Origin of the sequence: Serratia sp. B501 (assembly GCF_051172315.1) — a bacterium.
Classification (GTDB): Bacteria; Pseudomonadota; Gammaproteobacteria; order Enterobacterales; family Enterobacteriaceae; genus Serratia; species Serratia ureilytica.
Map to the genome: position 1 here is coordinate 1 of NZ_JBPIZB010000012.1, position 25793 is coordinate 25793.

General features: G+C 60.8%; 22 protein-coding genes. 7 read left to right on the forward strand and 15 right to left on the reverse strand.

The genetic code is table 11. The features are described 5' to 3' along the window. From ACSBQV_RS23370 to ACSBQV_RS23380, 3 genes are all read right to left on the reverse strand, one after another. Positions 1-5178: amino acid adenylation domain-containing protein (locus ACSBQV_RS23370; RefSeq protein WP_434991547.1), on the reverse strand; the 5178-nt coding region annotated here is incomplete at its 3' end. Positions 5179-5788: 610 nt separating this feature from the next. Then, positions 5789-6478, reverse strand: coding sequence for an LrgB family protein (locus ACSBQV_RS23375; RefSeq protein ID WP_004936833.1), 690 nt, complete (start codon positions 6476-6478; stop codon positions 5789-5791). Continuing rightward, positions 6471-6893 carry a CidA/LrgA family protein gene (locus ACSBQV_RS23380; protein ID WP_004936830.1) on the reverse strand — a complete coding sequence of 141 codons (423 nt, stop codon included), beginning with the start codon at positions 6891-6893 and terminating at the stop codon, positions 6471-6473. The genes ACSBQV_RS23375 and ACSBQV_RS23380 overlap by 8 nt, the downstream gene beginning before the upstream one ends. 139 nt (positions 6894-7032) lie before the next feature. Between ACSBQV_RS23380 and ACSBQV_RS23385 the strand changes: the two genes are divergently transcribed. After that, on the forward strand, positions 7033-7920 hold the full coding sequence (locus ACSBQV_RS23385) for a LysR family transcriptional regulator (protein ID WP_033651228.1): 888 nt from the start codon (positions 7033-7035) through the stop codon (positions 7918-7920). 76 nt (positions 7921-7996) lie between these two features. Here ACSBQV_RS23385 and ACSBQV_RS23390 read toward each other — a convergent pair whose 3' ends face one another. The 5 genes from ACSBQV_RS23390 to ACSBQV_RS23410 all read right to left on the reverse strand — a co-directional run bounded on the left by ACSBQV_RS23390 (position 7997) and on the right by ACSBQV_RS23410 (position 13102). After that, positions 7997-9646, reverse strand: a complete 1650-nt coding sequence (locus tag ACSBQV_RS23390) for a Na+/H+ antiporter (RefSeq protein ID WP_004936822.1) — start codon at positions 9644-9646, stop codon at positions 7997-7999. Positions 9647-9843: 197 nt separating this feature from the next. Further along, positions 9844-11205, reverse strand: coding sequence for an NCS2 family permease (locus tag ACSBQV_RS23395; RefSeq protein ID WP_033644434.1), 1362 nt, complete (start codon positions 11203-11205; stop codon positions 9844-9846). 333 nt (positions 11206-11538) lie between these two features. Then, positions 11539-11946, reverse strand: a complete 408-nt coding sequence (locus tag ACSBQV_RS23400) for a VOC family protein (protein ID WP_015379207.1) — start codon at positions 11944-11946, stop codon at positions 11539-11541. A gap of 47 nt (positions 11947-11993) precedes the next feature. After that, positions 11994-12662, reverse strand: a complete 669-nt coding sequence (locus ACSBQV_RS23405; protein ID WP_033644433.1) for a glutathione S-transferase family protein — start codon at positions 12660-12662, stop codon at positions 11994-11996. Then, complete coding sequence (locus tag ACSBQV_RS23410; RefSeq protein ID WP_099784394.1) at positions 12659-13102, reverse strand: lipocalin-like domain-containing protein; 444 nt, start codon at positions 13100-13102, stop codon at positions 12659-12661. The genes ACSBQV_RS23405 and ACSBQV_RS23410 overlap by 4 nt, the downstream gene beginning before the upstream one ends. A gap of 195 nt (positions 13103-13297) precedes the next feature. Here ACSBQV_RS23410 and bhsA point away from each other — a divergent pair, with 195 nt between their 5' ends. Together bhsA and ACSBQV_RS23420 are read left to right on the forward strand one after the other, a co-directional pair. Continuing rightward, the gene (gene bhsA, locus ACSBQV_RS23415) at positions 13298-13558 is read left to right on the forward strand and encodes a multiple stress resistance protein BhsA (protein WP_042785456.1); all 261 of its coding nucleotides are present in this window, start codon (positions 13298-13300) and stop codon (positions 13556-13558) included. 149 nt (positions 13559-13707) lie between these two features. After that, positions 13708-14457: a 3-oxoacyl-ACP reductase family protein gene (locus ACSBQV_RS23420; RefSeq protein WP_099784396.1), complete on the forward strand. Its 750-nt coding sequence runs from the start codon at positions 13708-13710 to the stop codon at positions 14455-14457. A 62-nt stretch (positions 14458-14519) separates the two neighbouring features. On the opposite strand, the gene ssb1 is transcribed toward ACSBQV_RS23420, so the two are convergent. Beyond that, the gene (ssb1, locus tag ACSBQV_RS23425) at positions 14520-15050 is read right to left on the reverse strand and encodes a single-stranded DNA-binding protein SSB1 (RefSeq protein ID WP_004936793.1); all 531 of its coding nucleotides are present in this window, start codon (positions 15048-15050) and stop codon (positions 14520-14522) included. A 277-nt stretch (positions 15051-15327) separates the two neighbouring features. Here ssb1 and uvrA point away from each other — a divergent pair, with 277 nt between their 5' ends. From uvrA to ACSBQV_RS23440, 3 genes are all read left to right on the forward strand, one after another. After that, positions 15328-18156 (forward strand): excinuclease ABC subunit UvrA, encoded by a 2829-nt coding sequence (gene uvrA, locus ACSBQV_RS23430; protein ID WP_033644422.1) that lies wholly within the window; start codon positions 15328-15330, stop codon positions 18154-18156. A 328-nt stretch (positions 18157-18484) separates the two neighbouring features. Further along, positions 18485-19291, forward strand: coding sequence for a MipA/OmpV family protein (locus ACSBQV_RS23435; protein ID WP_033651345.1), 807 nt, complete (start codon positions 18485-18487; stop codon positions 19289-19291). Between the two features lie 153 nt (positions 19292-19444). Further along, positions 19445-20308: a M48 family metallopeptidase gene (locus ACSBQV_RS23440; protein ID WP_080301905.1), complete on the forward strand. Its 864-nt coding sequence runs from the start codon at positions 19445-19447 to the stop codon at positions 20306-20308. 13 nt (positions 20309-20321) lie between these two features. Here the strand turns inward: ACSBQV_RS23440 and maa are convergent, their stop codons facing one another. From maa to ACSBQV_RS23465, 5 genes are all read right to left on the reverse strand, one after another. Next, positions 20322-20879, reverse strand: coding sequence for a maltose O-acetyltransferase (gene maa, locus ACSBQV_RS23445; protein WP_042785802.1), 558 nt, complete (start codon positions 20877-20879; stop codon positions 20322-20324). Positions 20880-21025: 146 nt separating this feature from the next. Further along, entirely contained in the window at positions 21026-21379 is a 354-nt protein-coding gene (locus tag ACSBQV_RS23450; RefSeq protein ID WP_019453210.1) for an MmcQ/YjbR family DNA-binding protein, read from the reverse strand. Between the two features lie 4 nt (positions 21380-21383). Then, on the reverse strand, positions 21384-21800 hold the full coding sequence (locus tag ACSBQV_RS23455) for a secondary thiamine-phosphate synthase enzyme YjbQ (RefSeq protein ID WP_016930264.1): 417 nt from the start codon (positions 21798-21800) through the stop codon (positions 21384-21386). A gap of 125 nt (positions 21801-21925) precedes the next feature. Then, entirely contained in the window at positions 21926-23119 is a 1194-nt protein-coding gene (locus ACSBQV_RS23460; RefSeq protein ID WP_060660197.1) for an amino acid aminotransferase, read from the reverse strand. A gap of 79 nt (positions 23120-23198) precedes the next feature. Continuing rightward, entirely contained in the window at positions 23199-23672 is a 474-nt protein-coding gene (locus ACSBQV_RS23465; protein WP_025304444.1) for an Lrp/AsnC family transcriptional regulator, read from the reverse strand. 215 nt (positions 23673-23887) lie between these two features. Between ACSBQV_RS23465 and ACSBQV_RS23470 the strand changes: the two genes are divergently transcribed. Beyond that, positions 23888-24655, forward strand: coding sequence for a transporter substrate-binding domain-containing protein (locus tag ACSBQV_RS23470; protein ID WP_033651220.1), 768 nt, complete (start codon positions 23888-23890; stop codon positions 24653-24655). A gap of 44 nt (positions 24656-24699) precedes the next feature. Here the strand turns inward: ACSBQV_RS23470 and alr are convergent, their stop codons facing one another. Further along, positions 24700-25779, reverse strand: a complete 1080-nt coding sequence (alr, locus tag ACSBQV_RS23475; RefSeq protein ID WP_099784400.1) for an alanine racemase — start codon at positions 25777-25779, stop codon at positions 24700-24702. Positions 25780-25793: the final 14 nt, after the last annotated feature.

The following is a 25793-nucleotide window of genomic DNA, read 5'->3' on the forward strand; positions in this document are numbered from 1 at the left end:
CGTGCTGACGAAGAAACCGACCAGCGATTCGGTTTCCAGCCGGCCGCGGTTGGCCTCCGGCGTGCCGATCACCAGCTCCTGCTGTCCGGCCATGCGCGCCAGCACCAGGCTCCAGGCCGCCAGCACCGTCATAAACAGCGTACCGCCATGCTGTCGGCTGAATTGACGCAGCGCCTGCGTCAGCTCGGCGTCGATCGCGATCGGCACTTCTGCGCCGCTGAAAGACTGTACCGTCGGACGCGGTCGGTCGGTCGGCAACGTCAGCAGCGCCGGCGCATCGCTCAGCGTTTCACGCCAGTATTGCGCCTGCGCCGCCAGCCGTTCCGGCGTCAGGTAGCGACGCTGCCAGGCGGCGTAATCCGGGTATTGCAAGGTCGGCGGCGGCAGCGGATCGGCCTCGCCGCGACGGAAAGCGCCGTACAGCGCGCCCAATTCGCGCAGCAGTATGCCGGTCGACCAGCCGTCGGAGACGATGTGATGGCAGGTGAGCAGGAACAGATGCTCCTCATCCGCCAGGCGGAGCAGCGCGGCGCGCACCAGCGGCCCCTGCGTCAAATCGAACGATTGAGTGGCCGCCTGACGACACAGCGTTTCAGCCTGCGCGGGGTGACGTCGCAGATCGTGGAACGCAAGCGGTAACCCGTTTGCCGGCAAAATCTCTACCTGTGGCCGATCTTCCCGGGTGATGAACCGGCTGCGCAGCGATTCGTGGCGCGCATAGAGCGCGTCCAGCCCCTGTTGCAACGCCTGCCGGTCCAACCGACCGCGCAGCCGCAACGCCAGCGGGATATGGTAGGTTTCGCTCATCCCCTCCAACTGGGTCAGGAACCACAGACGCTGCTGAGCAAACGACAGGGGCAATTCCCCATCGCGCGCCACCGGCAGCATCGGGATCGATTCCTGCGTCGGCGCAACCTGCAGCGCCTGGGCCAACACGTGCAACACCGGACTGGCGAACAGCGCCTGCAACGGCAGCTGCCATCCGGCCTGTTGCACGCGGTTCGCCAGGCGCACCGCCATCAGCGAATGCCCGCCCAGTTCGAAGAAGTGGTCGTAACGGCCAATCCGTTCTACGCCCAACAGCTCATGCCAGATAGCCGCCAACAGATTTTCTGCCTCGCCCTGCGGCGGCGCATAGGCCTCGCGCGCGCAGGCGTCGACCTGCGGCACCGGCAGGGCGCGCTTGTCCAATTTGCCGTTGCCGGTCAGCGGCAACGCCTCCAGCCAAACGTAAGCCGCCGGCACCATATAGTCCGGCAACCGCGCCTGCAGATGCCGGCGCAATTCGGTCGCCAGCGTAGCGCGTTCCGTCTCCGGCGCCGGAACCACCCACGCCACCAGTCGCTTATTCCCGTCGCCATCGTCGATAGCGTCCACGGTTACGCTGCGCACGCGCGGATCGGCGCTCAGCTGCGCTTCCACCTCACCGCACTCGATGCGGAAGCCGCGGATTTTCACCTGCTGGTCGTTGCGCCCCAGGTATTCGATATCCCCCCCCGGCAGATAGCGCGCCAGATCGCCGGTGCGATACATGCGCGCACCCGGCGCCCGGTTGAAAGGGTCTTCGAGAAAACGTTCCGCCGTCAATTCGGGCCGGTTCAGGTACCCTCGCGCCACCCCTTCACCGCCGACGTACAGTTCGCCGATCGCCCCCATCGGCACCGGTTCGCCATCGGCGCCCAGCAGATACAGCCGCAAATCCGGAATACGGCAGCCGATCGGGCTAGCGACGATCGCCGTATCCTGCGCCGACAGCGGCCGGTACGTCACGTGCACCGTGGTTTCGGTGATGCCATACATGTTGACCAATCGCGTCTGCCGGTTCTCTGGACGAGCAAACCACGGCGCGAGATCGGAAGGCTTCAGCATTTCACCACCGAACACGATCTCGCGCAGCTGATGGCGCGCTTCGCTGTGTGCCTGAGCCTGGATAAAGGCTTTGAAGGCGCTCGGCGTCTGATTCAGTACCGTGATGCCGCTGCGGCAGACGAAATGATAAAAGTCCGGCGCCGAACGGGCGATCTCCTGCGGTACGATGAACAGCTGGCCGCCATACAACCAGGCGCCCCAGATCTCCCAAACCGAAAAGTCGAAGGCGAATGAGTGGAACAGGCACCACTTGTCGGCGGCGCTGAAGTTAAACCAGGCGTTGGTGGCGCTGAACAAGCGCGCGACCTGGCGATGTTCCACCATGACCCCTTTCGGTTTGCCGGTCGAACCGGAGGTGTAAATCACATACGCCAGGTGTGATGGCCGCACCTCGACGTCCTGCAGATCGTCGCTTTTCCCCGTCAACGGCTGTTCCAGCGCCAATACCGGCACCTCGCAGCCGCCCAGCGCTTGCCTGCCGAGTTCATCCGCCAACAGCAGCACCGGCGCGGAGTCCGCCAGGATGTACTGTAGCCGCTCTCCGCTATAGGCGGGATCCAACGGCACATAGGCGCCGCCGGCTTTGAGGATCCCCAGCAACCCGGCCAGCATCGGCAGACCGCGTCCGGCGCACAGCGCCACCAGACTGTCCGGTTGTACGCCAAGCTCTACCAGCCGATGGGCCCATCGGTTCGCCCAGGTATTCAATTCAGCGTAAGTCAGGCTGTCGTCGCCGTATGTCATCGCCGTCGCATCTGGCGTGCGTTTGACCTGCGCTTCGAACAGCCGATGCAGACACGCCGCCGGCGAGTGCGAAGCAACGGTGTGATTGAGGCCCTGCAGCAACTGCGTGCGTTCTTCCTCGGAAACCAGATTGAGTTCGCCGATGGTGCGACGATGAGAGCCCGCTCTCACCGCGTCGTTGAGCAGCATCAGCAGATGTTGCGTCGCACGCAACATCTGTTCGTCAGCCACTGAGGCGGCGTCGTATACCCAACGGAAGGCGCCGTCAGCCTTGCAGATTTGCAATACCGCGCGCGAGCCGGAAGCCATGATGGCAGCCAAGCCCTCGTCTTCAGGCTGCAACCCTGTCTCTGAACGCCGGCTGACGATCGATACCGCCGTCGGCCAAGCTTGGGGCGCCCGCAGATCCGCATCGCCCGTCAGCAACGCGGGATGATAATCAGCATGAGCGCGCAACCGGCCGTATTCTTGTTCCAGCGCGGCCAATGCCTGCTGGAAATTGTAGGAGTGATCAACTGAGACCTGCAGCGGCAGCACGCGCGCGCTCAGGTGAGCCCAACGTCCCCAATCCCGATCGTTCGACGTAATCCAACCCAGCTGAAAATCGGTTTCATTACACATGCGCGCCAGATAGAGGGTTGCTGCCGCCAGCACCTGCTCGCCGGCAATCTTTTCCAGGCGCTGCCAGGCCGTGGCCTGCCAGCGTGCGGGAAGGTCCGCCCGGCGGTCAGGCCCTGGCGGGAACGGCGCCGGATAAAAGCGTGTCAGACGCGGTTGCCAGAAAGCGGCGCTGTCGGCGCTGGCGCCATACGCCGCGCCTAACAGCGAAGCTTCGGCATCGCTAAGCGTCGGCAAGACCGAGCCGACAGACAGGCCGCAGGCCTGCGCCAGCGCATCACCCGGCTGAATCGAGCCGTCGGCGCGCAAGAACGGCCCGACGCGCACCACGCCGGGATGCGCGGCGATCTCCCAGCCGTCGGTCTCAATGCGCAGCAGGGTGCCGGGTTCGGCCTGGCGTTCATCGCTCACCGCCAGCAGCGTCGTCACGCCCAGCACGCGCTCCGCCAACAGTATCTTCGCCGCGCATCCCGCGCCATGGCTCAGCGAGCTCACCAGGCGCTGCAGCGCCTGAGCCGGGCGATCCCAACGGATGATGCCGCCGGCAGGCGGTTGCCGCCGGTTGGCGTAAAAGCTGCCGCCGGCCCCGGCATCCGCCAACGTCGCCACTTGCCGATCCAACGCCTCGATCGTTCCCGTCGTTGAAGCGTTCAGCGCGCGTAAAATGAACTGGAAACGACGCTGCAAAACATCCAGATCGTCTAATGAATTTGCATAGGCGGCGTCAGAAAAAGTGACGTCCAGTTCATTCGCCTGCTGGTCTTCATACAGCATAATCTGTAGATCGCCGGACGGAATATTGCCACCGTAATACCAACGGGTGCGGCATCCCCAGAAAGGATCGCCGTGGTCGAAAGAAACGATGTTAATTGAAGGGCCAAACCAGGCGGAATCCGTCGCGCCATTATCACGCCGAATATCCTCCCCGCGATATAATTGATGGCGAACCACTTTCGCTATTTCAGCCGCCACTTTCTGGATAAATTCAGCCAGACTTAGTTGAGGTTCAACCTTAATAATCAAAGGGACAACGTTAGAGGTCATACCAATACTGTTTCGTTCCCTTGTCCCGGTCACCGGCATGCTGAAATTAAGATATTCGCTGCCGGTTAAGCTGTAGAAACATAATGCTACGGCGGCGGCCAATATATGCGCACGGTGTACGCCGATATTGTCGGCCTGCCGCTGCAGCCGATCCAGGGCGTCTTTTTCCAGCAGCTGCGTGTTGTGGTGCATCGCAGCGTCCGGCGTCAATACGGCCCTGCGTGACAAGCTCTGCGGCGCGGCGGCGGTGTATTCCCGCCAAAACGCCTGATCGGAAGAAAAGCGCGAAGAGTCGCGGTACTTGATGTCGTTTTCATACAGCAGAGAGAAATTGCAGTTGGCGAATTCAGGGATGACGCCGCCGGACGCCAGCGCGTTATAGTAAGCCGCGATGCGCCGCATCACTTCCTCAGCGCTGCGGCCGTCGGTGATCATATGGTGGAAACGGCGATAGAGGATGTAGCGCTGCGGTGCGAGCGTAATGACATAAAAACTAAAAGGTTCTTCTCCCGTAGCGCGGCGCGGCAGCGCCGAATCCGCCACCATCCAACGTCTGGCCGCCTGCAGTGGATCGGGCTCCTTGCTGAGATCGAGCGTGAACAGCGGCTCATGTGTACGTGGCGCGCGGTATTGATAAAGCTCACCGTCTTTTTCCACAAAATGCGCTTGCAGAGCCGGCGTTTCTTCGACGATGGCGTCGATGGCTTGCCGCAGCAGTTTAACGTTGAGCGGCCCGTCGACCTGTCCGTAGCCCCAGATATTGAACGACAAATCTTTGGAGATGTTTTCCCCCAGCCAGAGTTCACGCTGGGCGGTTGTTATTTCATGCAGCTCAACTTTCTCCGTTGCGGCCTGAGACCCTGCACGGAATTCCCCACTCTTCACATCAGTTTGTTTGTTCATAATATTCTCTAGCACGTTTTCATTACGTTAATGAAATAGACCGTCAGGATTTAGGCAAAGACTGGCCGCCCGACAGTTCAAGTCAGAATAAAAAAACCGTAGAAAAGCTGGGTCTCCCCCAACTAAGAAAGGATAGAATGGCTAATCCAGAGGTCCCCCCTGCGCCTCAATTTGCTGAGCTGTGAAGTATAGGAGAGGATATTTTTTTTGGCGAAACGTGCGAAAGGGAATAAATGACCATTTTATTTCCCCGATATTACTCAGGGATGACGAGGGTATTGAACTTGTATTAACCTGAGATGATTAGAGAATAATTAATATTTTTTTGTATTATTCATCGAGATTAATATGCAGCAATTCTTACGATAAGAGCCTCTCCATATCAATAAGTTATACTTTATTGTTTGAAAAAAAATAATTAATAATTTAATTAATTCATTGTCATCGAAATTTATGCCCGGTTTTATCGGCGGCGGCTCTATCGCTTTTTGTTATAACAATGGGAAAAATTATGCTGAAAAAATTTTGCGTTTTTTCGTGCGCAAATCAACGGCACCGTTCCCAACCGCAGACAATGTCAATGGGGCGGCAGAGCCCGCCCCAAGAGGTCTTACCACATCAGCCGGCCGATCAATGGCGCGGCCACGACCGTGATGATGCCGGCCAGCATCATCACCAAACTCGACACCACGCCCTCCTGCGGACCCAGCTCATAGGCGCGGGCAGTGCCGGCGCCGTGCGACGAGGCGCCAAATCCGGCGCCCTTCGCCAGACGGCTGCGCACCGCCAGCCGCAAAAACAAAATATCCCCCACCGCCATGCCGAACACCCCGGTGATCACCACGAACAGCGCCACCAGATCCGGCTGCCCGCCCATCTGTTTGGCGGCCTCCAGCGCGAACGGCGTGGTGATCGACCGCACCGCCAGGCTGCGCTGCACCTCTTCCGGCAGCGTCAACAGGCGCGCCAGCCACACCGAGCTGTACACCGCCACCAGCACCGCGGTCGTTACCCCGGCGGTCAGCGACAGCCAGTGGCGACGGATGATATGCAGGTTCTCGTACACCGGCACCGCGAAGGCGATGGTCGCCGGCCCCAGCAGCCACAGCAGCCAGTGGGTTTCACCGATGTAGTCCTGATAGGAGATATGGGTGACCACCAGCAGCAGCACCAGAATCATCGGCGTCAGCACCAGCGGCATCAGCAGCAACGTGCGGCGGCGGCGATAGAGTTTCTTGTTGGCGAAATACAGCGCCAGCGTCGCCAGAAAACAGGCCAGGCTAAGGATAAAATCATTCATGGCGCTGCTTCCGCCGCTGCAGCCAAATCTCCAGCCGATACACCCTGTCCACCACCAGCCCGGTGGCGCCCAGCGTCAGCATGGTGCTGACTGCGATCACCAGAAAGATCTTCCAGCCCTCGACCATCAGCAGCTGGGCATAGTTGACCACCGCCACCACCGCCGGCACGAAAAACAGCAGCATTTCCGCCAGCAGCCAGCGGGAGCCGGCCTTGACCCAGCTGAGCGGCAGAATGCGCAGCAGGATCAGCGCCAGCAGCATCAGCATGCCGACGATATTGGCGGGGAGCGGCAGGTGGAATTGTTGCACCAGGCGATCGGCGATCAGGAACAGCGCCGCATACAACGCCACCTGAATCGGCACCTGCAAACGGGTCAGCAGGGAGGGGGCAACGCGGCGTAACGCCAGAGACATGAAAGATGACCTCAAACAATAATTGACGGCCTACAGTATACGCAGCCGGGAAACCACGCCTGAAATGAATTAAAATTATCGACATCATGCCGTCCGGGAATAGTTTCCCGCCGGTAGCGTCCCCAAGGAGAACCCTAACGTGGATGTCCGCACCCTGCGCTACTTCGTTGAAGTGGTGCGCCAGCAAAGCTTCACCCGCGCGGCGGAAAAACTGTTCGTCACCCAGCCCACCATCAGCAAAATGCTGCGGCATCTGGAGGAGGAGCTGGAATGCACGCTGCTGATCCGCGAAGGCCGCAAGCTGCGCCTGACCGACAGCGGCCAGGCGGTGTATCAGCGCGGCCTGACGATCCTCGACGAATTCCGCCAGTTGGAGGCGGAGCTGGAAGACATCAGCTCGGTGAAAAAGGGCGTGTTGCGGCTGGGCATTCCGCCGATGGTCGGCAGGCAGATCGCCGATCTGATCCGCCGCTTTCGTCAGACCTACCCCGGCATCGAATTGAAGATTTCCGAGCTGGGCGGGCTGTCGGTCGAACAGGCGGTGATGTCCGGCGAACTGGATCTGGCGATGACGGTGTTGCCCTTCGACTCGGAGCAGCCGCTGACCTTTCTGCCGCTGCTGGGCCACCCGATGTGCGTGGTGGCGCCGCGCACGCCGCAGTGGCTCAACCGCACCAGCATCAATATCGCCGAATTGGCCGACAGCCCGATCCTGATTTATAACGAAGACTTTGCGCTGTACAAGATGCTGATGAAGGCGTTTCGCCTGGCCGGTTTTGAACCGCAAATCGCGGTGCGCAGCGGCCAATGGGACTTCCTCGCCTCGATGGTGCAGGCCGGCGTGGGCATCGCCATGCTGCCGGAGCCGGTTTGCCGCTGGCTGGATAAGGAAAACCTGGTCTGGCTGCCGCTGGAACCGCGCATGGAATGGAAAATCGGCCTGATCTGGCGCCAGGGCAGCTATTTATCGCACAGCGCGCAGGCCTGGATCGCCTGCTGCCGCGACTACTGGCCGCCGGTCAAGTAGCCAAAAAACAAGGGCCGCACAGGCGGCCCTTCAGGATGGGGATAACGAGGAAAAACGTTTATTCCTCCCTCTGCGTTTACCCCTCGCGCTCGATCAACAGCGCTTCGAGCAAATCGAGATCGTGCAGCAGTTTTTGCAGCGTCTCGTTGCTGATTTTCTGCGTGGCGCGCAGGTGGTACAGCTCGCCGCGCTCGGCGCGCAGCGCCGTCAGGCGGAAACGCCGCTCGAGGTTTTCCATCGCCAGCGCATTCTCGATATCGTCTTTCGACGCGATACGCCGCCGCAGCATGCCCGTCACCCTCGAGCTGACCTCTTTCAACACCTGCGGATCGAGGTTCTCTTCGGTATCGGCGACCAGGCGCTCTTCCATTTTATTCACGCTCTCGATCGCCACCTCGGCCGCCATGGCGATCGCCATGCGCTCTTCCTGCTTGCTGGCGCTCTTGTCGGTCACCTGCACGCCGCGCAACAGCAGCGGCAACGCCAGCACGCCGACAATCAACGACAGCAGGATCACCCCGGCGGCGATAAACACCAGCTGATAGCGCGCCGGGAAGGCGGTGCCGTCGCTCAGCAACAGCGGTATCGACAGCACGCCGGCCAGGGTAATCGCCCCGCGCACCCCGGCGAACGACGCCACCCACAGCTCACGCGTGCTGTAATCGCCGAACTGCAGCGGACGCTTTTTCATAAAGCGGTTGCTGGCCTTCTTCATCACCCACAGCCAGGTGAAACGCAGCACCAGCAGCGCGGCGTAGATGGTGGCCACGTCGGCGAACAGATACCAGGTCTGGATGGTCGGATCCAGCTCCGCCTGCAGGATGGAGGTTTCAAGAATGCCCGGCAGCTGCAGGCCCAGCATGATGAACACCATGCCGTTGAACACGAATTCCAGCATCGCCCACACGCTGTTGGCGCGCAGGCGCATCGCCAGCGGCGCGTTGCGGATCACGCCGGATTGGCTGATGGTCATCCCCGCCGCCACCGCCGCCAGGATGCCGGAAACGCCGATATGTTCGGCGATCAGGTAGGACGCGAACGGCAGCAGCAGCAGGAACACGATCTGGGTCGCCGGATCGTCGCCGCTCCAGCGGCTCATCACCCGCAGCGATTTACTGTAAGTCCAGGTGACCGCCACGCCGGCCAACAGGCCGCCGATCGCCACTTTGAGGAATTCAAGGGTCGCGCCGCCCACGGTGAACACCATCGTGCCCATCGCCACCGCGATGGCGAACTTGAGCGACACCAGGCCAGACGCGTCATTCATCAGTGCCTCGCCCTCGAGCACGCCCATGATCGGCTTGGGAATCCGCCCTTTGCCGACGATGCCGGACAGCGCCACGGCATCGGTCGGCGACAGCACCGCCGCCAGCGCGAAGGCCGCCACCAGCGGAATGCCCGGCACCATGGCGTAGATCAGATAACCGACGCCGACCACGGTGATCAGCACCAGCACCAGCGCCAGGCCGAGAATTTCACGCCCGTGATGCAGGAACTCGCGCGTCGGCGTTTTCCAGCCGTCGGCGAACAGCAACGGCGGGATGAACAGCACCAGGAACAGTTCGGGATCAAAATCGACGTGCAGCCCGAAATGCGGCCAGGCCAACAGGGCCCCGATGGCGATTTGCATCAGCGGCAGCGGCACCTGGAACGGCAACATGCGCGTCACCACCCCGGACAGGGAGACCACCAGGATCAAAATGAGGATTGTAAAAAAGATTTCCATGCTTTCCTTAGACTCTACGATTCAGACGACATCGGCTCAGGGCCTGCGTTGGTCCCGATAGTAGATCACTTTTTTTACAGCCGTTAAAGCTTGTTGTGCCTTTCAAAACGCGGTGCAGAGCAGAAGAAGACTTATCTTAAGAAGGGAATTGCCGTCACAGGCTCCCCCGCCCGATGGGCGAGGGAAACCCAAGAGGCTTAAATCGCCCAGCCGCCGGCGTAGAACGCCACCAGCGCCACGGCGATCAGCACGGTGCCGATGTTCAGCTTGCGCCATTCGCCGGAGAAGATGCGGCCGATGACCAGCGAGCTGAAGCCCAGCATGATGCCGGTGACGATGTTGCAGGTCAGCACGATGAACACGGCGCACAGCAGGCCGGCCATCGCGTCGACGAAGTCGTTGAAGTCCAGCTTGGTGACGTTGCTCAGCATCAACAGGCCGACGTACATCAGCGCCGGCGCGGTGGCGTAGACCGGCACCAGATAGGCCAGCGGCGACAGGAACAGGATCAGCAGGAACAGAACGCCGACCACGGTGGCGGTCAGGCCGGTCTTGCCGCCCGCGGCGGTGCCGGCGGCGGACTCGATGTAGACCGCGGCGGGCGCGGCGCCCACCAGCCCGGAGAAGATGCTGCTCAGGGAATCTGAGGTCAGCGCCTTGCCGCCATTGATGATCTGGCCGTCTTTGTCCAGCAGGTTGGCCTGCCCGGCTACCGCGCGGATGGTGCCGGTGGCGTCGAACACCGCGGTCATCACCAGCGCCAGCACGCTCGGCAACACCACCGGCTGCAATGCGCCCATGATATCCAGGCTGAAGATCAACGATTTGCCGTCAGCGTCCGCTAGGCTCGGCATGGCGAACAGCCCCTGATATTTCACCGCCGGGTCGAAGATCAGGCCGATGATGGAAATGGCGATGATCACCAGCAGAATGCCGCCGGGCACGCGCAGTTTCTCCAGGCCGAAGATCACCGCCAGGCCGACCAGCGTCATGACGACCGGGAAAGAGGTGAACGCGCCGAGCGCCACCGGCAAGCCATCCAGCGGGTTCTTCACCACCAGGCCGACGCCGTTGGCGGCGATCAGCAGCAGGAACAGCCCGATGCCGATGCCGGTGCCGTGCGCCACGCCCATCGGCAGGTTGCGCAGGATCCAGGCGCGGATGCCGGTGACCGAGATGACGGTGAACAGCACGCCCATCAGGAACACCGCGCCCAGCGCCACCGGAATGCTGATATGTTGGCCGAGCACCAGGCTGAAAGCGGTAAAGGCGGTCAACGAGATCGCACAGCCGATGGCCATCGGCAGGTTAGCCCACAGCCCCATCAGCAGCGAGCCCAGACCGGCCACCAGACAGGTGGAAACGAACACCGCCGCCGGCGGGAAGCCCGCTTTGCCCAGCATGCTCGGCACCACGATCACCGAGTACACCATCGCCAGGAAGGTGGTCAGCCCCGCCACCACCTCCTGACGCACGCTGCTGCCGCGCGCGGAAATTTTAAAATAGCCATCAAGCCCGCCGGTTGGTTTTGCGGCGTGGTTCGCTTGAGAGTTCGACATAGGTTACTTCCCCTGTGTTTCATGAATCGGCCCGTCGCAGCAGGCCTGTAATCTCGCCCGCGCCTGATCGCCACGTAATCGTTTACGTCACGTTCCGCTTCCTTGCCCTTCCGTCGCACCGCCAACGGCGATGCGCACCAAGGCAAACGTTTAACTCGCAGCGCGCGGTACGGGTGATTTATGGTGGTTTATTCAAGGCAAACGATTATCCTGCCTTCCCTAGCGTCTAATCAACTAAAGATCGCGGCAATTTATGCAGAAAGCGGCGGGAAGGGCTTCTGCGCGAAAAGACGGGGCGATCCGGCGCCCCTGCCGACCTGCTTCACGGCGATCTTATTGCGCCTGCACCGCTGCGGGATCCATATACATCAATTCCCAGATATGGCCGTCCAGGTCCTGAAATCCGTGGCCGTACATCACGCCATAGTCCCGCGGCGGATGATAGGTATTGCCGCCGCCGGCGATCGCCTTGCGCACCAGTTCGTCCACCGCCGCCCGGCTGGGTTGCGACAGGCACACCAACACTTCGGTGGCCTGTTTGGCGTCGCCGATCGGGTTCGGGGTAAACATCCTGAATTTGTCGTGGGTCAGCAGCATCACGTAAATCGTGTCGCTGACCACCATGCAGGCGGCGGTATCGTCGGTAAATTGCGGGTTGAAGCTGAAGCCGAGCTGGGTGAAAAACGCCATTGAGGCAGGCAGATCGCGTACGGGCAGATTTACGAAGATTTGCGTAGCCATGGGCTACCTCCGATGAAGAATGACCCCATCGAGTATAGCCCATCCACTTAACTCAGCAGGTCGTAAGGGCCGCCCTGTTCCAGCGCCCGCTGGTAAGCGGGCCGGGCGTGGATGCGCTGCAGGAAGCCGCGCAGTTTCGGGCAATTGTCCAACGCGCCGCGCGCCGCCATCGCCTCGAGCGGGAAGCTCATCTGTATGTCAGCCGCGCTGAAATCGTTGCCGACGAACCAGCTGCCCTTGTTCAGGTGCTGTTCGAGATACTCGCAGTGCGGCGCGATCTGTTTGTCGAGGTATTCGCGCTGTACGCCCTTGCCGATCGCGCCCGCCACCGGCCGCAGCAGCCAGGGGATCGGCGGCTGGCCGAGACGGCTGAACACCAGCTTCATCACCAACAGCGGCATCAGCGATCCCTCAGCGTAGTGCAACCAGTAGCGGTATTGCTGGCGCGCGTGGAAGTCCGTCGGCATAAACATGCCCTGTGCGTCGTAGGCTTCCTGCAAGTATTCGATAATGGCGCCGGATTCCGCCAGCGTCAGATCGCCATCGACGATCACCGGCGATTTGCCCAGCGGGTGGATCTTTTTCAGCGCCGGCGGCGCCAGCAGAGTGTGCGGATCGCGCTCGTAGCGTTGCACCTGATAGGGCACGCCCAGCTCTTCCAAAAACCACAGAATGCGCTGCGACCGCGAGTGATTGAGATGATGAACAATGATCATGATGACGCTCCTGTCCGCTGCCACACCAGTTCGCCGATCTGCACGCCGTTGCCGAGCTGCAGCGGCGCCGTGCGCAACATCAGCCGATCGGCGTTAAAGGCGTAAAAGCGCACCTGACGGCTGCCTATCCAATTGGGGAACGAGCAGCCTTCAACCTGATGCACCACCCGTTGCTCGCTTTCTTCCACCTGATAACGGCCGAAATAGCAAATCATATTGATGAAGGCGGCATGGATCTCCCGCTCGGATCCCTGCGCCAAATCGTCGGCGACGAAACGCGGCCGCACGGCGCTGTATAGCTGCGCCGCCATCGTGCCGTTGGCCTCATAGTGGATGCGCCCCAACACCTGCTCGCCCAGCGGGTAATTCAGCTCGCCGTTCTGGTTTTTGAACGCCGACGACACCAACGCCCAGCTGCCGATAAACGCGTTTACCGTCATGACGCTTCTCCGGTTAAGGATCGTCTGTAAAGGGTAGTGGCAATTTTTGCCGCACGCCAACGGCTGAAAAACCGTCAATTTATTTGACAGAGATACTCAAAACTCTCCGATTTTTTATTCACACCCGGTGCACTAGTATTTAACACATCGAGAGACAACGTGCTCTCACCTAATAAATACTCTGAGGAACACATCATGAAAAACGTCAAAATTTTTGCTACCGCTGCACTGCTGGCTACTGCTTCTTTCGCTACCTTCGCCGCTGACCTGCCAACCAGCCAGCCAGCCGCAGACGCGCAGAAAATCGGCGTAGTCACCGTGAGCGGCGCCGCCAACCTGAGCGCGCTGGAAAGCGAACTGGCCAGCAAAGCCGCCGCGTCGGGCGCCAGTTCCTACCGCATCGTCGCCGCCGGCGGCCAAAACAAACTGTACGGCACCGCAGAAATCTTTAACTGATCGTCGGACAGCCAATCGACGGAAGAAAGAAGCCCCGCAAGGGGCTTTTCTCGTTTCAGGCGGCCAGAGCTCTTTGTGGACAGTGATCGCCATTCATTTCACCCATACTAATGACAGCGCAATACCCTCACCCATTTTGGAGAAATAGCATGACGACAGCACAACCTCTGCAAGGCAAAGTCGCATTCGTTCAGGGCGGCTCCCGCGGCATCGGCGCCGCCATCGTGAAACGGTTGGCGAACGAAGGCGCCGCCGTCGCCTTTACCTACGCCGCCTCGGCCGATCGCGCAGAAGCGGTGGCGAGCGCCGTGACCGCCGCCGGCGGCAAAGCCCTCGCCATCAAGGCCGACAGCGCCGATGCAGCGGCGCTGCAGCAGGCGGTTCGCCAGGCGGTGAGCCACTTCGGCAACCTGGATATTCTGGTGAACAACGCCGGGGTATTTACGCTGGGCGGCACCGAGGAACTGGCGCTGGACGACCTGGATCGCATGCTGGCGGTCAACGTGCGCAGCGTATTCGTCGCCAGCCAGGAGGCGGCGCGCCACATGAATGACGGCGGCCGTATCATCCACATCGGCAGCACCAACGCCGAACGCGTGCCGTTCGGCGGCGCGGCGGTGTATGCGATGAGCAAATCGGCGCTGGTCGGCCTGACCAAAGGCATGGCGCGCGATCTCGGCCCGCGCGGCATCACCGTCAACAACGTGCAGCCCGGCCCGGTGGACACCGAAATGAACCCGGACGCCGGCGAGTTCGCCGATCGGCTCAAGCAGCTGATGGCGATCGGCCGCTACGGTAAAGATGAAGAGATCGCCGGTTTTGTCGCTTACCTGGCCGGCCCGCAGGCGGGTTACATCACCGGCGCCAGCCTGAGCATCGACGGCGGCTTCTCGGCGTAACCGTCCCTAAAATGCAAAAAGCCCCTTGCGGGGCTTTTTTATTGGCTGCAAACGGCCGGAGATCAGAACGGAATATCGTCGTCGAAATCCATTGGCGGTTCGTTGCTGGTCGCCGGAGCGCTGTTCTGCGCCGGACGAGACTGCTGCTGGCCGCCGCTGAACTGGTTGCCGCCCTGTGGCTGCTGAGGCTGGCCCCAACCGCCCTGGCCGCCGGCAGATTGACCGGCCGGTGCGCCGCCGCCCTGACGGCCGCCCAGCATCTGCATGGTGCCGCCGACGTTAACCACGATCTCGGTGGTGTAACGATCCTGGCCGCTCTGATCCTGCCATTTACGGGTCTGCAGGGAGCCTTCGATGTAGACCTGAGAGCCTTTGCGCAGGTATTCGCCAGCCACTTCAGCCAGTTTGCCGAACAGCACGACGCGGTGCCACTCGGTCTTCTCTTTCTGTTCGCCGGTCGCTTTGTCACGCCAGCTTTCGGAGGTCGCCAGGGTAATGTTGGCCACTGCGCCGCCGTTCGGCATGTAACGGACTTCTGGATCCTGACCCAGATTCCCGACCAGAATTACTTTGTTTACGCCTCTGCTGGCCATGAGCACTTCTCCCGATGATTGATTTCTACACAGTATAAACGCGTCAGTTTACCACGCTGAGTACGAAACCACACCCGTGTTGATAAGTGCGAATTGCATTCCAGAATTGTCTTTCCGATCGACCTTATTGCATTCGCATACTGGATATCCATTCAGGTTTTTTTGTGTCATAATTATGCGTTTCGACCTGGCTGTGCCGGTTTTTTGCGAGATCCATCACAAAATCCCCCGCAAAAATCGCGACAGGCGCGGTGTATCATCAAGACGGGAAGTGTAAATGGACAATATCGAAGTTCGTGGTGCTCGAACCCATAATCTGAAAAACATCAACCTGATCATCCCGCGTGACAAACTGATCGTCGTCACCGGCCTGTCCGGTTCCGGCAAGTCTTCGCTGGCTTTCGATACGCTGTATGCCGAAGGGCAGCGGCGCTATGTCGAATCACTCTCCGCCTATGCGCGCCAGTTCCTGTCGCTGATGGAAAAACCGGACGTCGACCATATTGAAGGTCTGTCGCCGGCGATCTCCATCGAGCAGAAATCCACCTCGCACAACCCGCGATCCACGGTCGGCACCATCACCGAGATCCACGACTACCTGCGCCTGCTGTTCGCCCGCGTCGGCGAGCCGCGCTGCCCGGATCACCATGTGCCGCTGGCGGCGCAAACCGTCAGCCAGATGGTGGACAACGTGCTGAGCCAGCCGGAAGGCAAGCGCCTGATGCTGCTGGCGCCAGTGGTGAAAGATCGCAAGGGCGAACACACCAAAACGCTGGAAAACCTGGCCGCTCAGGGCTATATCCGCGCGCGCATCGACGGTGAAGTGTGCGATCTGTCCGATCCGCCGAAGCTGGAGCTGCAGAAAAAACACACCATCGAAGTGGTGGTCGACCGTTTCAAGGTGCGCGACGACATGGCGCAGCGCCTGGCCGAATCGTTCGAAACCGCGCTGGAGCTCTCGGGCGGCACCGCGGTGGTGGCGGACATGGACGACGAAAAAGCGGACGAGCTGCTGTTCTCCGCCAACTTCGCCTGCCCGATCTGCGGCTACAGCATGCGCGAACTGGAACCGCGCCTGTTTTCCTTCAACAACCCGGCCGGCGCCTGCCCGACCTGCGACGGCCTGGGCGTGCAACAGTTCTTCGATCCGGATCGCGTGGTACAAAACCCCGAGCTGTCGCTGGCCGGCGGCGCGATCCGCGGCTGGGATCGCCGCAACTTCTATTACTTCCAGATGCTGCGCTCGCTGGCGGAGCACTATGAGTTCGACGTCGAAGCGCCATTCAACACCTTGAGCGCCAACGTGCAGAAGGCGGTGCTGAGCGGCTCCGGCAAAGAGTCGATCGAATTCAAATACATCAACGATCGCGGTGACACCACCGTGCGCCGCCACCCGTTCGAAGGCGTGTTGCACAACATGGAGCGCCGCTATAAAGAGACCGAATCCAGCGCGGTGCGCGAAGAGCTGGCGAAGTTCATCAGCAACCGCCCTTGCGCCTCGTGCCACGGCACCCGCCTGCGTGAAGAAGCGCGCAATGTGTTCGTCGAAGACACCACGCTGCCGGAGATCTCCGATCTGAGCATCGGCCATGCGATGACGTTCTTCCAGAACATGAAGCTCAGCGGCCAGCGCGCCAAGATCGCCGAGAAAGTGCTGAAAGAGATCGGCGATCGCCTGAAGTTCCTGGTGAACGTCGGCCTGAACTACCTGTCGCTGTCCCGTTCGGCGGAAACGCTCTCCGGCGGCGAAGCGCAGCGTATCCGCTTGGCCAGCCAGATCGGCGCCGGTTTGGTGGGCGTGATGTACGTGCTGGATGAGCCGTCGATCGGCCTGCACCAGCGCGACAACGAGCGCCTGCTGGAAACGCTGATCCACCTGCGCAACCTCGGCAACACGGTGATTGTGGTGGAGCATGACGAAGACGCCATCCGCGCCGCCGACCACGTGATCGACATCGGCCCCGGCGCCGGCGTGCACGGCGGCCAGGTGGTGGCGGAAGGCACCGTCGATGACATCATGGCGCAGCCGGAATCGCTGACCGGCCAGTTCCTCAGCGGCAAACGCGAGATCGCCATCCCGGCGCAGCGCGTGCAGGCCGATCCGACCAAGGTGCTGAAGCTGAGCGGCGCGCGCGGCAACAACCTGAAGGACGTGACGCTGACGCTGCCGGTCGGTCTGTTTACCTGCATCACCGGCGTGTCCGGCTCCGGCAAGTCGACGCTGATCAACGATACGCTGTTCCCGATCGCCCAGCGCCAGCTTAACGGCGCCACCATCGCCGAGCCTGCGCCGTTCCGCGAAGTGACCGGCCTGGAACATTTCGACAAGGTGATCGATATCGATCAGAGCCCGATCGGCCGCACGCCGCGCTCCAACCCGGCCACTTACACCGGCATCTTCACCCCGGTGCGCGAGCTGTTCGCCGGCGTGCCGGAGTCGCGCAGCCGCGGCTATACGCCGGGTCGCTTCAGCTTCAACGTCAAGGGCGGGCGCTGTGAAGCCTGCCAGGGCGACGGGGTGATCAAAGTCGAGATGCACTTCCTGCCGGACATCTACGTCCCGTGCGACCAGTGCAAAGGCAAACGCTATAACCGCGAAACGCTGGAAGTGAAGTACAAAGGCAAGAGCATCCACGAAGTGCTGGAGATGACCATCGAAGAAGCGCGCGATTTCTTCGACGCGGTGCCGGCGCTGGCGCGCAAGCTGCAAACCCTGATGGATGTCGGCCTGTCCTACATCCGTCTCGGCCAGTCGGCCACCACGCTCTCCGGCGGTGAGGCGCAGCGCGTCAAGCTGGCGCGCGAGCTGTCGAAACGCGGCACCGGCCAGACGCTGTATATTCTCGACGAGCCGACCACCGGTCTGCACTTCGCCGATATTCAACAGCTGTTGGCGGTACTGCATCAGCTGCGCGATCAGGGCAATACCATCGTGGTCATCGAGCATAACCTGGACGTGATCAAAACCGCCGACTGGATCGTCGATCTGGGGCCGGAAGGCGGCAGCGGCGGCGGCGAGATCCTGGTCGCCGGCACGCCGGAAACGGTCGCCGAGTGTGAAAAATCGCACACCGCGCGCTTCCTGAAACCGCTGTTGGAAAAATAACGGCGGATGATACGCTCAACGAGGCGCCCTATTCCACCTCGTTGAGCAATCAACCTATCCCTCTGCGAGAAACATTAAATACCCTTCTCTGCATCATTCCTTTAAAAACAGGCGCTTTGAACCCAGCCAATAATAAACTCGCCCCATCATGCCATTTGTTTGGCTTTTGTTTATTCCCCATGCGTTTCACTATTGCGGTGAAATAACGCCAATGGCGCGCCGTCGCCTGTCGATTAATCAATATAAACATGGCGTTTATCAATAAGCCGTCATTTAAACGCGGGCCTGCGGGCCGTTTATTCAATGGGATGATATAAAGGTGTTTAAAGTGGATAATAAACTGGGTACCTCTGCCGCCGCCCTGCTCTTTCTTTTTCCCCTCGCCGGTCAGGCGCAGGACGGCGAAGCGTCTTTAACGCTCGCCGGCGGCCTCGCCGTCGCTCCCGCCTATGAAGGCTCGTCTTTTTACAGCATTGAACCGCTGTATCAGGTGAATGCCGGCTATCAAAACGCCAGTTGGGGAGAATTCAGCGCGGGCAGCGAAGGGGCGCGCTGGCAATTCCCCATCGCCGGGCCCGTCGGCATCGCGTTATTGCTCAACTATGACGCCGGCCGTGACGAGGAAATCAAAACCTTGCGCGGGCGCAACACCCGGCTCAAAGGCATGGGCAAACTGGGCGGCGCGCTGGAAGCCGGCGCTGAGCTGAGCTACCAACTCGACCCCTTCCGCGCCTATGTCAAAGGGATGCAGGCGACGCGCAAACGCAGCTACGGCGGGGAAGAACTGGGCCACACCGCCTATGTGGAAAGCGGACTGACCGGGCAATATCCGCTCAGCGAACAGCTGACGCTTATCGGCAATCTCTCCACCACCTGGGCCAACAGCGGCTATCAGCGCGGCTATTTCGGCGTGACGTCGCAGCAGGCGCAGCACAGCGCCTTCAGCGCGTATCGGCCGGGCAGCGGCTTCAAGGACGCGACGCTCACCGCCGCACTCAACTACCAATGGCGACCGAACGTGGCCTTCCAGGCCGGCGTCGGCGTAACGCGCCTGCTGGGCGACGCGGCCGACAGCCCCATCGTTGAGAAAACCACCTCGGGCATGGCCTTCACCAGCGCCAGCTACAGTTTTTGACGTTTTTGCCTAAGTCTGTGCAGGAAGGGATAAACGCCATGATTAAAAAACGAACTACAGTTTAGCTGAGTGTCAGGTAAACGGATGGATAATTAAACATTCATTATTTACCTGACAATGTCAGGCGTGGCTTTCCCTTATTAAGGATATTTTATGTGTCAACATCATGCGACGGAATGTCGTAATTTCACCGCATTTCGCCACCGCTGGGAAATGCCGATGATCTGGCTATCGGCGATAATTACCTTGTTCGGTTTTTTATTTGGCATCGCCGCCGTCGTGGTAAATACGGATGGAACTGCACTTGGGTTGGGAGACGACGCCAAGGAAACATTGGATACCCTCAGCCTGCTCGCGTTATTACCGCTGATCCCGATCGCTTTCTATATTTACCGTTTCTATCTCGCCGCACAGGCGAAATCCAACGCCTTGCGCATCGGGCCGGCGCAATTTCCGGAACTGTTCGCGCTGTATCAGGATATCGGCCGTCGGCTGGAACTCAAGACGCTGCCCAAGCTTTATCTGACCAACGGCAACGGCGTGGTCAACGCCTTCGCGCTGGAATGCAACCGCCGCCAGCGCTACGTGGTGATCCATGCTGAAATCGCCATGCTGATGCCCACCGCGCCGGAGATCGTGGAGTTCGTGCTGGCCCATGAATTGGCCCATCACAAGCTGCGGCACGTGTCGCTGTGGCGTCTGGCGATCGGCGTTGTGCCGCAGTCGCTGGTGCTGCCCGGCCTGGCGACCACTCGCGCGCAGGAGTATTCCGCCGATCGCGTGGCGCTCGCGGTGTGCCCGAACTACGCCAACACGGTGCGGCTGCTGGCCGTCGGCCCCTGGATGCAGCACGGCGTGAATCCGCAGGCCTGGCTGGAGCAGTGCGAAGAAGAGAACAAGGAGCTGTTTGTTCGCATCAGCAATCTGCTGTCAGACCATGCGGTGATGGTCAAACGCTTCAAGGCGCTCAAAGACATCGAGATGCACGGCTTCGAGCGCCATGGCAGCATGTTTTAATCCGCCCGAGGGCTTACAGCGTTTTCAGCACGCGCGCCGGGTTGCCGCCCACCACGCAGTTGGCCGGCACGTCTTTGGTCACCACCGCGCCGGAGGCCACGACTGCATTATCGCCGATGGTCACCCCCGGATTGATCACCGCGCGCCCGCCGATCCACACGTTGTCGCCAATCTTGACCGGCTTGCCGAACTCCGCGCCGCCGGCGCGGGTCTCGGCGTCCAGCGGATGGGTGGCGGTGTAGATATGCACGCCCGGCGCCAGCAGGCAGTTGTCGCCGATGTGCACCTCGCACACGTCGAGGATCACGCAGTCGAAATTGGCGTAGAAGTTCTTGCCGAGATAGATGTTATAGCCGTAGTCGCAGCGGAACGTCGGCTCGATGGCGCCACCTTGATAGCCGCCCAGCAGCTCGTCCAGCCACTGTTTGCGCAGCTCGCCCTCTTCCGGCGATGAGTGGTTGTAGCGATGCGTTATCTGGCGCGCGCGCCGACGCTCGCTGCGCAGCAGTTCATCGCCAGCGTCGTACAGTTCCCCGGCGATCATCTTGCGCTTTTCTTCGCTCATGGCCATGTCGGCCTCCTTCATCCGCGTTTCTTGAATGCCCAAGCGTAGCCGCTTTAGCCCGGCAATAAAAAGGGAACGTTCCCAATTTAAAGCCGCGATCACGGTTTAACGCGAGAAAGCAGGAGAAAACGGGCGGCGGCGCCGCCCGGCAATCAGGCGCGCAGTTCCTGGCGCACGTGTTCGGGCAGGCCTTCCACCACCAGCTGATAGGAGCTGTCGATCAACGTATAAAACTGCGAGTTCGGCAGGTTGCCGTCGAGAAATACCGTATTCCAGTGCGCCTTGTTCAGGCCGTCGCAGGCGACGATCTCAGGGTGGTGTTCGCGCAGGCTTTCCGCCAGCTCCGGGCTGGACTTGACCGCCAGCGCCGGCCGCCCTTCCACTTCGCACACCATGGCGAACATCACGTCGCCCACCTTTATCTGGCTGGCCTGCCACTGGTTCTGGTCGCTTTGCTCCGCGCCCGGCTTCGCCATGCAGTACTCCAGCAATGCGCTGTTATTCATTGGGTTATTCCCCCTGTAATGTGGCCACAATACGGCGTGCTCCGCCGTGGATGCGGTGCTCCCCCAGCCAGATGCCCTGCCATGTGCCCAACATCAGCCGCCCGTGCCTGACGGGCAGCGTCAAGGAAGCGCCCAGCAGCGAGGATTTGATGTGCGCCGGCATGTCGTCCGGCCCTTCGTAGTCATGTTGATAGGGGGCGTTTTCCGGCACCTGACGCAGGAAATGCTGCTCCATATCGGCTCGCACCGTGGGATCGCAGTTCTCGTTGAGCGTCAGCGAGGCCGAGGTATGCTGCAGCAACAGATGCAGCAGGCCGGTTTGCAGGCGGTGTAAGTGGGTTAACTGGTTGGTGATCTCGTCGGTAACCAGATGAAAGCCACGCGCTTTTGCGCTGAGGATTAGCGTTTGCTGATGCCACATGAGTGAGCGCCCCTCAATCAGTATATTCTCTCTCCGGTTTGCGGCAACTTCGGCGGCGCGCCGGCAATAAAAAAGGAGCGATATCGCTATCGCTCCCGATGAACGTCCGTTCAGACTAACAGGCGTTACTGCACCGCGGCAAACGCCTCGGCCACCTGACGCACGTTGTCGTGGTTCAGGCCGGCCACGCACATGCGGCCGCTGTGGATCAGGTAAACGCCGAACTCTTCGCGCAGGCGATCGACCTGCGCCGCGCTGAAGCCGGTGTAGCTGAACATGCCGCGCTGCGCCAGCAGGTAATCGAAGTTGCGCTGCGGCAGCGCGCTCTTCAGGGTGTCCACCAACGCGTGGCGCATTTCGAGAATGCGGGTGCGCATGCTTTCCACTTCATTGAGCCACTGGGTTTTCAGCTCAGCGTCGTTCAGCACTTTGGCCACCAGCTGCGCGCCGAAGTTCGGCGGGCTCGAGTAGTTGCGGCGCACGGTCGCCTTCAGCTGGCCCAGCACGCGCCCGGCCGCTTCTTCGCTTTCACACACCACCGACAGGCCGCCGACGCGCTCGCCGTACAGCGAGAAGATCTTCGAGAACGAGTTGCTCACCAGGCACGGCAAGCCGGCCGCCGCAATGGCGCGAATAGCGTAGACGTCCTGCTCCATACCGCCGCCGAAGCCCTGATAGGCGATGTCGAGGAACGGAATGATCTCACGATCGGCGATCACCTTGATCACTTCGTCCCACTGGGCGGGAGTCAGGTCTGAGCCGGTCGGGTTGTGACAGCACGGATGCAGCAGCGCGATGCTGTGCTTCGGCAGCTGTTTCAGCGCAGCCAGCATGGCGTCGAACTTCACGCCCAAGCTTTCGCCGTCAAAATACGGATAGGCATTCACCTTGAAACCGGCGCCGCTGAAGATGGCGACGTGGTTTTCCCAGGTGGGATCGCTGACCCACACCTGCGAATTCGGGAAGTAGCTTTTCAGGAAGTCGGCGCCCACTTTCAGCGCGCCGGAACCGCCGACGGTCTGAATGGTGGCGATGCGCCCCTGCTGCAGCATCGGGTGCTGCTCGCCGAACAGCAAATGCTGGATGGCGGTGCGGTAGGATTGCAGCCCTTCCATCGGCAGGTATACCGAGGCGCCGTGCTCGACGCTGTTCAACTGCGCTTGCGCCGCGGCGACCGCACGCATCTGCGGAATGACGCCCTGCGCATCGTAGTACAGGCCAATGCTCAGGTTCACCTTGTGCGCGCGCGGGTCTTGTTTGAATTTTTCCATCAGCGACAGAATGGGATCGCCGGCATAGGCGTCAACGTTCTGGAACACGTTTTTTTCTCCTGGTTTATTTATTGTGGTTTGGGCACAGCGTTACGTTCCTAATATAGACGGAAAAGCGCATTCGGTTTCAGCTTTCTCGCGTCACCGGCAACAAACCGTTTTCCTTGATGCGATTGAGCACCACCGCCGTTTTGATATGCGCCACGCTTTTGTGCGGCGACAGCGTCTGGCTGATGAACTCGCTCAGCGCCGGCAGGTCCGCCACCGCCACTTTCAGCAGGTAATCGGCGTCGCCGGTGGTCTTGTAAGCGTCCAGGATCGCGTCCACGTCCTCCAGCATCTGATGAAAGCTGTCGATCTGCTCCTGAGCGTGCGTGATCAGGCTGACTTCAATCAGCCCCACCAGCCCCAGGCCGACCGCCTCCGGCGCCAGCCGCGCGTGGTAGCCGCGGATCAGCTGCGCCTGCTCCAGGCTGATGCGCCGCCGTGAACACTGGGAAGCGGAAAGCCCCACCAGTTCGCTCAGCTCCTGATTGGTCAAACGGCCGTTGGCCTGTAACAGCGTCAGGATTTTCATATCAAAATCGTCAATGTTGTACATAGCCACCTGTAAACTGTGTTAATAAATGTTGACGTTACAGCCTACCAGTTTTTTTACCGTTGCCGACGTCACACCCTGGCGCTTAAATCGCGTACAGCAGCAACGCCCGGCGTTTTCGCCGGTAAGCGGCATAAAAAACGGCTAACTCATGCAGGCAAACGACAATTAACGGCGAAGTAACGCATAAAACCACGAATGTATAAAAAGGACGCCAGATGAAAAAGTTACTCCCTCTCGCGCTGCTGCTCGCCGCCGGCAGCGCCGGCGCGCAATCACACCTGGACAAAGTGCTGCAGCAAAAGACCCTGGAGGTCTGCACCACCGGCGACTACAAGCCCTACACCTTCCTCAAGGAAGATGGCAGCTATGAAGGCATCGATATCGACATGGCGGAATCGCTGGCGAAGAGCCTCGGCGCCAAGGTGAAGTGGGTGAAAACCAGCTGGAAAACCCTGACGCCGGACTTCGCCTCCGGCAAGTGCGACATCGCCATGGGCGGCATTTCCGTCACGCTGGAGCGACAAAAACAGGTGTTCTTCGCCGACAAGCTGGATACCGACGGCAAAATTCCGCTGGTGCGCTGCACCGACGTGAAGAAATACCGCACGATAGAACAGATCAACAAACCGTCGGTGCGTCTGCTGGAACCGGCGGGCGGCACCAACGAAGCCTTCGTGCACGCCTATCTGCCAAAAGCCAAGCTGACGCTGACGCACGACAACATGAGCATTTTCCAGCAGCTGGTGGATCGCAAGGCGGACGTGATGATCACCGACGCCTCCGAGGCGCTGTACCAGCAGAAGCGCTATCCGAAGCTGTGCGCGGTGAATCCGACCAAACCGATGCAGTACGGCGAAAAGGCCTACATGCTGCCGCGCGACGATCTGAGCTGGAAACTGTATGTGGATCAGTGGCTGCACCTGGCCAAGGCGACCGGCGAGTATCAGAAGGTTATCGACAAGTGGTTGGCGGTAAAGAAGTAACCCGCTGAGAAACGGGGCCGACGCGCGTCGGCCCCTGCGGCGTATCAGTCGCCGATGTATTCCATCGCCACGCGCTGCGTGAGCTTGGTGATCAGTTCATAAGCGCTGATGCCGGTACAGGCGGCGATGCGCTCGACCGGCAACGCCGGCCCCCACAGCACCGCTTCATCCCCCACCTTATCGGCGGCGTCCGGCCCGAGATCGACCGAAATCATGTCCATCGACACCCGGCCGACGATCGGCACTTCGCGGCCGTTGATCAGGATCGGCGTGCCGGTCGGCGCGCTGCGCGGGTAGCCGTCGCCGTACCCCATCGCCACCACGCCAAGGCGAGTATCGCGCGGGCTGATCCAGGTGCCGCCATAGCCCACCGCTTCACCAGCCTTGTGCTCGCGCACCGCGATCAGGCTGGATTTCAGCGTCATCGCCGGCTGCAGACCATGCTCGGCGCCGCTGCCGTTATCCAGCGGCGACACGCCGTACAGAATGATGCCGGGGCGCACCCACTCGTTGTGGGCGTCCGGCCACAGCAGCGTGCCGCCGGAGGCGGCGACCGAGCGCTGGCCCGGTTTGCCGCGCGCGAACTGCTCGAAGCAGGCGATCTGTTTCAGCGTGGCGTCGGAGCCCGGCTCGTCGGCGCGGCTGAAGTGGCTCATGATATTGACCGGCTGCGCCACGTTGCGGCAGGCGCACAGACGCTGATAAAACGCCTCCGCCTGTTCGGGACGCACCCCCAGCCGATGCATGCCGGTATCGAGCTTCATCCACACTGGCACCGGGCGCGCCAGCTCGGCCTGTTCCAGCGCCTCGAGCTGTTCGATGCTGTGCACCGCGGTTTCGATGTTGTTCGCCACCAGCACCGGCAGGTCTTCGGCGCTGAAGAAGCCTTCCAGCAGCAGGATCGGCTTGACGATGCCGCCGGAGCGCAGCATCAGCGCCTCGCCGATGCGCGCTACGCCGTAGCAGTCGGCGTCTTGCAGGGTGTGTGCTGTTTCCAGCAGGCCATGTCCATAAGCGTTTGCTTTCACAACGGCAATCAGGCGGCTTTGCGGCGCCTGGCGGCGCACCTGTTGCAGATTATGTCGCAGAGCGCGGCGGTCGATTACAGCGGTTGCCGCTTTCATTTCAGTTCCTTAGC

Coding starts and splice junctions, on each gene's coding strand:
- ACSBQV_RS23375 (WP_004936833.1), bottom strand. CDS start 6,478: ATGAATGATTTTATCCTTAGCCTGGCCTGTTTTCTGGCGACGCTGGCG.
- ACSBQV_RS23380 (WP_004936830.1), bottom strand. CDS start 6,893: ATGTCTCTGGCGTTACGCCGCGTTGCCCCCTCCCTGCTGACCCGTTTG.
- ACSBQV_RS23390 (WP_004936822.1), bottom strand. CDS start 9,646: ATGGAAATCTTTTTTACAATCCTCATTTTGATCCTGGTGGTCTCCCTG.
- ACSBQV_RS23395 (WP_033644434.1), bottom strand. CDS start 11,205: ATGTCGAACTCTCAAGCGAACCACGCCGCAAAACCAACCGGCGGGCTT.
- ACSBQV_RS23400 (WP_015379207.1), bottom strand. CDS start 11,946: ATGGCTACGCAAATCTTCGTAAATCTGCCCGTACGCGATCTGCCTGCC.
- ACSBQV_RS23405 (WP_033644433.1), bottom strand. CDS start 12,662: ATGATCATTGTTCATCATCTCAATCACTCGCGGTCGCAGCGCATTCTG.
- ACSBQV_RS23410 (WP_099784394.1), bottom strand. CDS start 13,102: ATGACGGTAAACGCGTTTATCGGCAGCTGGGCGTTGGTGTCGTCGGCG.
- bhsA (WP_042785456.1), top strand. CDS start 13,298: ATGAAAAACGTCAAAATTTTTGCTACCGCTGCACTGCTGGCTACTGCT.
- ACSBQV_RS23420 (WP_099784396.1), top strand. CDS start 13,708: ATGACGACAGCACAACCTCTGCAAGGCAAAGTCGCATTCGTTCAGGGC.
- ssb1 (WP_004936793.1), bottom strand. CDS start 15,050: ATGGCCAGCAGAGGCGTAAACAAAGTAATTCTGGTCGGGAATCTGGGT.
- uvrA (WP_033644422.1), top strand. CDS start 15,328: ATGGACAATATCGAAGTTCGTGGTGCTCGAACCCATAATCTGAAAAAC.
- ACSBQV_RS23440 (WP_080301905.1), top strand. CDS start 19,445: ATGTGTCAACATCATGCGACGGAATGTCGTAATTTCACCGCATTTCGC.
- maa (WP_042785802.1), bottom strand. CDS start 20,879: ATGGCCATGAGCGAAGAAAAGCGCAAGATGATCGCCGGGGAACTGTAC.
- ACSBQV_RS23450 (WP_019453210.1), bottom strand. CDS start 21,379: ATGAATAACAGCGCATTGCTGGAGTACTGCATGGCGAAGCCGGGCGCG.
- ACSBQV_RS23455 (WP_016930264.1), bottom strand. CDS start 21,800: ATGTGGCATCAGCAAACGCTAATCCTCAGCGCAAAAGCGCGTGGCTTT.
- ACSBQV_RS23465 (WP_025304444.1), bottom strand. CDS start 23,672: ATGTACAACATTGACGATTTTGATATGAAAATCCTGACGCTGTTACAG.
- ACSBQV_RS23470 (WP_033651220.1), top strand. CDS start 23,888: ATGAAAAAGTTACTCCCTCTCGCGCTGCTGCTCGCCGCCGGCAGCGCC.
- alr (WP_099784400.1), bottom strand. CDS start 25,779: ATGAAAGCGGCAACCGCTGTAATCGACCGCCGCGCTCTGCGACATAAT.